This is a genomic window from Micromonospora sp. KC207 (genome assembly GCF_004348615.1).
Taxonomy (GTDB): domain Bacteria; phylum Actinomycetota; class Actinomycetes; order Mycobacteriales; family Micromonosporaceae; genus Micromonospora.
The window spans coordinates 1-5,984 of sequence record NZ_SMKJ01000354.1; the positions used below are offsets into that span (position 1 = coordinate 1).

5 protein-coding genes are annotated in these 5,984 nt (G+C 76.3%); 3 read left to right on the forward strand and 2 right to left on the reverse strand.

Translation table 11 applies throughout. From position 1 onward, the window contains the following. From E1258_RS28875 to E1258_RS28885, 3 genes are all read left to right on the forward strand, one after another. Nucleotides 1-139, forward strand: a 139-nt coding sequence (locus E1258_RS28875; protein ID WP_132406692.1) for a carboxyltransferase domain-containing protein, incomplete at its 5' end; no start/stop codon positions are given. Further along, complete coding sequence (locus E1258_RS28880; protein ID WP_132406694.1) at nt 136-1,017, forward strand: biotin-dependent carboxyltransferase family protein; 882 nt, start codon at nt 136-138, stop codon at nt 1,015-1,017. The genes E1258_RS28875 and E1258_RS28880, both read left to right, overlap by 4 nt. Beyond that, on the forward strand, nt 1,001-1,750 hold the full coding sequence (locus tag E1258_RS28885) for a LamB/YcsF family protein (protein WP_007073924.1): 750 nt from the start codon (nt 1,001-1,003) through the stop codon (nt 1,748-1,750). The genes E1258_RS28880 and E1258_RS28885 overlap by 17 nt, the downstream gene beginning before the upstream one ends. A gap of 84 nt (nt 1,751-1,834) precedes the next feature. Here the strand turns inward: E1258_RS28885 and E1258_RS28890 are convergent, their stop codons facing one another. Together E1258_RS28890 and E1258_RS33640 are read right to left on the reverse strand one after the other, a co-directional pair. Then, nucleotides 1,835-3,667, reverse strand: coding sequence for an NHL domain-containing thioredoxin family protein (locus tag E1258_RS28890; RefSeq protein WP_132406696.1), 1,833 nt, complete (start codon nt 3,665-3,667; stop codon nt 1,835-1,837). 120 nt (nt 3,668-3,787) lie between these two features. Continuing rightward, nucleotides 3,788-5,984, reverse strand: a 2,197-nt coding sequence (locus E1258_RS33640) for a hypothetical protein (RefSeq protein ID WP_165949929.1), incomplete at its 5' end; no start/stop codon positions are given.

A 5,984-nucleotide genomic window follows, 5' to 3' on the forward strand; every position in this document is an offset into this window, starting at 1 on the left:
CGCCGGAATCTACCCCGGCGCGTCCCCCGGCGGCTGGCTGCTGGTCGGGCGGACCGGGCTGACCCTGTTCGACGTGACCGCCGACCCGCCGGCCCGGCTCGCCCCCGGCACCCGGGTACGCCTGGCGGCGACCGCGTGACCGGCCGACCCGCCGACGAACCGCCCCGCCGGCTGGAGGTGCTCCGGGCCGGGGCGCTCACCACCGTGCAGGACCAGGGCCGGCCCGGCTGGGCGCACCTCGGCGTGCCCCGGTCGGGGGCGCTCGACCCGGCGGCCCTGCGACTGGCCAACCGTCTCGTCGGCAACCCGGAGGACGCCGCCGGTTTGGAGATCACCCTCACCGGCTGCGCGGTGCGGCTGACCCGGGCCGGTGCGGTCGCGATGACCGGCGCGGACGCCGACGTGCGGGTCGGCGACCGGCCCGGCGACGTCGGCCGGCCGCTCGCCGTACCCGCCGGGGCGGTCGTGCGGATCGGCCCGGCCCGCAACGGGCTGCGCACCTGGCTCGCCGTGGCCGGCGGGATCGCCACGCCGCAGGTGCTCGGCAGCCGGTCGGCCGACACCCTCTCCGGGCTCGGCACGCCCCGACTGCGTGACGGCGACACCCTGCCCCTCGGCGACCCGGCCGGTGACCCCGCGCCGGTCGACGTGACCGTCGGGCGGCCCGCGCCGGCCGTGCTGCGGCTCCCGCTGCGCCTCGGCCCCCGCGACGACTGGTTCACCCCGGCCGCGCTCGACCGACTGTTCGGCACGGCGTACACGGTGAGCCCGTTGAGCAACCGGGTCGGCGCGCGACTGGCCGGCGCGCCGCTGCCCCGCGCGGTCGCCGGGGAACTGCCCAGCGAGGGGATCGTGCTCGGCGCGGTGCAGGTGCCCGCCGACGGCCAGCCGCTGATCTTCCTCGCCGACCACCCGACCACCGGCGGCTACCCCGTCGTCGGGGTGGTGGACGACGTGACGCCGCTCGCGCAGGCCCGCCCGGGGACTACGGTGACGTTCCATGGACCTCAACGCTGACCTCGGCGAGGGATTCGGCATCTGGCGGCTCGGCGACGACGAGGCGCTGCTCGACGTCATCACCTCGGCCAACGTCGCCTGCGGCTTCCACGGCGGCGACCCGTCCACCATGCGCCGGGTCTGCGCCGCCGCCGCCGAACGCAGGGTCGCCATCGGCGCGCAGGTCGGCTACCGCGACCTCGCCGGCTTCGGCCGCCGGCACATCGCGTACGCCTTCGCGGACCTGCGCGACGAGACCACCTACCAGCTCGGCGCGCTCGACGCGTTCTGCCGGCCGTACGGCACCCGGGTCCGCTACCTCAAGCCGCACGGGGCGCTCTACCACGCCGCGTCGGCCGACGAGTCGCAGGCCGCCGCCCTGATCGCCGCGATCGACGACTACGACCGCGACCTGCCGGTGCTCTGCGCCCCCGGCTCGGCGCTCGCCCAGCTCGCCACCGGTGCCGGCCTGCGGGTGGTCGCCGAGGGCTTCGCCGACCGGGGCTACCTGCCCAACGGCACGCTGGTGCCCCGCACCGCCCTCGGCGCGCTGGTCACCGACCCCGAGCAGGTGGCCACCCGCGCGGTCCGAATGGCCACCGAAAAGACCGTGGTGGCGGTCGACGGCACCGTGGTGCCCTGCCCGGTCGACTCGATCTGCCTGCACGGCGACACCCCCGGGGCGGTGGCTTCCGCCGCGCTGGTGCGGGCCGCGCTCCTCGACGCGGGAGTTGCACTCGCTCCGTTCGCATGAAAGGAGGGGGCCCTCGTTAACGCATTCTGTATAGGAAGGGCCCCTTCCTAACCGCTGCCGTTCGCGCTGCCTAACGGCTGCCGGTCAGGCGTCCACACCGCGCAGGACCAGCGGGAGCCGCGCCGGGGCGCCCTCGACCACCCGGACCGGCACGCCCCAGTCCTGGCGGGTCAGGTGGCAGGCCGCGTGTTCCGCGTCGGTGTCGCACGTCGCCGCCTGCGCGGTCACCTGGAGCACCCCGCCGGCCACCGACCCGTCGACCATCAACCGGCGGGACAACTCGGTGCCGGTGCCCGCCCCCTCCAGCAGCAGCTCCGGCGGCGACGCCGAGACGACCAGCCGGGTCGACGGCCCGTACGTCTCGTCGAGCTTCTGCCCCGGCGCCGGGGTGAAGACGACGTCCAGCGTCACCTCGCCGGCCGCCACCTCCGTCGGCTTCCGCTCGGTGCGGTGCCGGGGGCCGTCGACCGTGCTCGCCCCGACGGCCGACAGCGCGCCCGGGGCCAGCCGGGCCAGCCGGTGCGCCGCCGACTCGACCACAAGCACCCCGCCGTCGGCGGTCAGCACCAGGTCGCTCGGCTCGGCGAGCCCGCCGGCGACCGTCGACACCAGATTGGTCGCCGGATCGAAGCGGCGGACCGCCCCGTTGTACGTGTCGGCGATCAGCACCGAGCCGTCCGGCAGCGCGCACACGCCCAGCGGGTGCTGGAGAAGCGCCCGGTCGGCCGGGCCGTCGACGTGGCCGAAGTCGAACAGCCCGTGCCCGACGGCGGTGCCCAGGACGCCGTTCTCGACGTACCGGACAGCGCTGGTCTCGCTGTCGGCGACCCAGAGCCGGGCACCGTCGGCCGAGACGGCCAGGCCGGACGGCTGGGCCAGCCACGCCTCGGTCAGCGGCCCGTCGCGCAGCGCCTCGACCGTGGTGCCGGCGTACATGCCCGCCGTGCGGCGGATCGGGTCGAACCACCAGAGCTGGTGGATGCCAGCCATGGCGACGATCACCTTGTCGTCGTACCAGGCCAGGTCCCAGGGGGAGGAGAGGTCGACCGAGAGTGAGTCGTGGGCGTGGTCGTCCACCGTCGAGCGCCACTGCCGGCCGGTGCCGGCCACGGTCACCACCTCGCCGGTGGCCAGCCGCACGCCGCGCAGCAGGTGGTTCACGGTGTCGGCGACGACGATGTCGTAACCGGCCACCTCGGCCGCGTGCTCCGGGAGCCGGCACAGCCCCTGCGGCTCGGCGAACGCGGCAGCGCCGGCCGGCCCGTCTGCGCGCCCCCGGACGCCCGAGCCGATCCGGCGGACGAGCGTCTCGCCGTCCGGGGCCAGCTCCACAAGGGAGTGTCGAGCCGAGTCGGAGACCAGCAGGTTCCCGCCGTCGAGCGCGATGGCCTTGCCGGGGAAGCGCAGGGCCGTCTCCGGCTCGGCGGGCGGCACGTACGGGCCGTCGCCCCGGTGCAGGGTGCCCTTCGCCTCGTGGGTGGCGACCAGTTCGTCGATCAGCCGGGCCAGCCCCTCGGCGTGGCCCTCGCCGGCCATGGTGGCCACCACGTACCCCTCGGGGTCGATCACGGCGAGGGTCGGCCAGGCGCGGGCGGCGTACTGCTGCCACATGTCCAGCTCGGGGTCGTCCAGGACGGGGTGACGCACGCCGTACCGCTCGACGGCGGCGGCGAGGGCGGCCGGGTCCTTCTCGTGCTCGAACTTCGGCGAGTGCACGCCGACGACGACCAGCACGTCGGCGTACTTCTCCTCCAAGGGGCGCAGCTCGTCGAGCACGTGCAGGCAGTTGATGCAGCAGAAGGTCCAGAAGTCCAAGATCGTGCAACGACCTTTTAGCGACTGGATCGTCAGAGCCTTCCCGCCAGTGTTCAGCCAGGCCCTGCCGCGCAGCTCAGGAGCCCGTACTCGTGCGCTCATCTCTCCAGTCTGCCCGACCGGGACGCCCCGACCGGCCGGCACCCCGCGCGGCACCGGTCACACCCGGGCGTACGACGGGGGCGGTGCCACGGTGGTCCGTGGCACCGCCCCGAGGGTTGGCTAATTGGCGGACGGCTTGAGGCAGAGCACCTTGTTGGGTACGTCGCCACGCAGAATCACGTGCGGCTGGGTCGGGTCGGCGCACTTCTCCTTGACGTCGACCTTGGACACGATCGCGAACGCGCCGGCCTCGCCGCAGGTGGCCGCCGTCGCGGTGCCGCCGGACTGCTTGACGCAGGAACCGACGGCCGGGTCGAACTGCGGGGCGCTGTCGCCGCCCACCTTGCCGAGCAGCATGAGCAGGCCCAGCGGCACCGCGAGGATCAGCACGGCGGCCACCAGCACGGCGGCCAGCACCCGGCCGTTGCGGATTTTCGGCGGCGGTGCCTCGGTCTTCGGCGCGTCCGCCTCCGGCTTGAACGCGTCGAACCGGCCCTGCTCCGGCTCCGGGCCCCAGGCCGGGCCGGACTGCTGCCCCTGCGGCGGGAACCCGACCTGCGTTGGCTCACCGTACGGCGCGGGATCGTGGCCGGGCGCCGTGCCCTGCACGGCGGTGGCTCCACCCACCGGCCCGCCGAACTGCTCGCCCGGGCGGTCGCCCTCGTGCGGCCGGACGCCGTTGACGGGTCGGTTGCTGGCCGGCGGGTCCACGAACGAGGGCACGCCCGGCGGGAAGGTCGGCGGGGCCGTCACGCCGGCAGCCCCGGCCGCCGGGCCGTCGCCGAAGCCGTGCTGCCGGCCGGCCGACCGGTCCGGGTCGTCGCCGAAGCGCTGCGGACCGCGGTCGTCGAACCGCTGCTGCGGCCCAATGTCGTCGAACCGCTGCTGCGGCCCAATGTCGTTGAACCGCTGCTGCGGCCCGGCGTCGTCGAACCCGCCGGGCCGGTCGCGCTCGTCGAAACCGCGCTGCTGGTGAGGATCGTCGAAACCGCCCTGGTGGTCACGTTCGGCGGAGCGCCGCTGCGGGCCCGCCTCGTCGTACCGGCCGGGTTCGTCGTATCGGCCCGGCTCGTCGAAGCGGACCTGCGGGCCCGGCTCGTCGAAGCGGGACGGCGGCGGGTTGTGCTCGGGGCGGAACGGGCTTTCCTCCGCCTGCTCCGGCTCGTCGGCCGGCTCCGGCCGGGCCGGCCGGCCGTACACCCGGGGCTGCGGCGCGGGCGTGCCGGCGGGACGCAGCGCCTGGTCGGTCGGCGGCGTCACCCGGCTGGCCATCGGCACCGACGCGCTCGCCGAGACGCTGCCCACCGCGCCGGCCGCGGCCTCCCCGGCCCCCGGTGGAGCCACGGCGGCCCGGGCGGTCGCCCCGGACTCGGGTGAGACGCGGGGGGCGGGAACGAACGGTGCGGCCTGCGACGGGGACTCCTCGGCGCGGCCCCAGCCGGCGCCCGTCTCCGGCCCGTACGGCGACGGGACGCCCTCGCGGTCGGACGGTTCGGCGGCCGGTGGCGGTTCGATGGCCGGGGGGAACTGGGCCGGCGGCACGTAGTCGGCCGGCGGGAGGGCGGCCAGGCTGGCACCGGGCACCCGCTGCTCCTGCGGCGGCAGCGGCACGGCGTTGGCCGGCGAGATCCCCGGCCCGGGGGCCGGCTGGTACAGCGGACGGTCCTCCGGCCGCTCGGCGTCCCAGCCGTTGCCAACCTGCTGCGGCACGGCGGACTCCGCCTCGGTACGCCCCCAGGCCTCGCCCGGAGCCCACGGCTCGACGTCCGGCACGGCCGGTCGTTCGGACCGGTCGGCGCCGGGCCACTGCTGCGGGCTCTCGGCGGGAACGGCCCAGGCCGGCGGACCGTCCACGCTGACGGCGGCGGTGGCCCGGGCCGGTGGTACGGAGGTCGGCTCAGCCGCCGCCCAGTCGGGAACCTCCGGCCGGTCGTCCTGCCGCTGCGGCACCGACGCCGCGCCCCACGGGCCGGGCTGCCCAGACTCGTCGGCGGCGGGCCATGCGTTCGGCTTGGGCTGCTGGTCGTCGGCGTGGACCGCCGTGGCGGCCCAGCCGCCGGAGCGGGCGGGGTCGTCCTTCTCCTGCTGCGGGGTGGCGTTCCAGCCGCCGGAGCTGGCGTTGTCGTTGGCCTGCTGGTGGGGGTTCCAGTCGCTGGGGCGGTTGTTGTCGTCCTGTGTGGTGGCCCAGTCCTGGGGTGGGGTCGTCTGTCCGGTTACGCGGGCGGCACCCCGGGCGGCGGGCTCGGCCTGGCCCCAGGCGGCAGGCGGCTGCGGGGCGGGGCCGGCGCGGCCCGGCGTCGGCTGCGCGGGCTGCGTC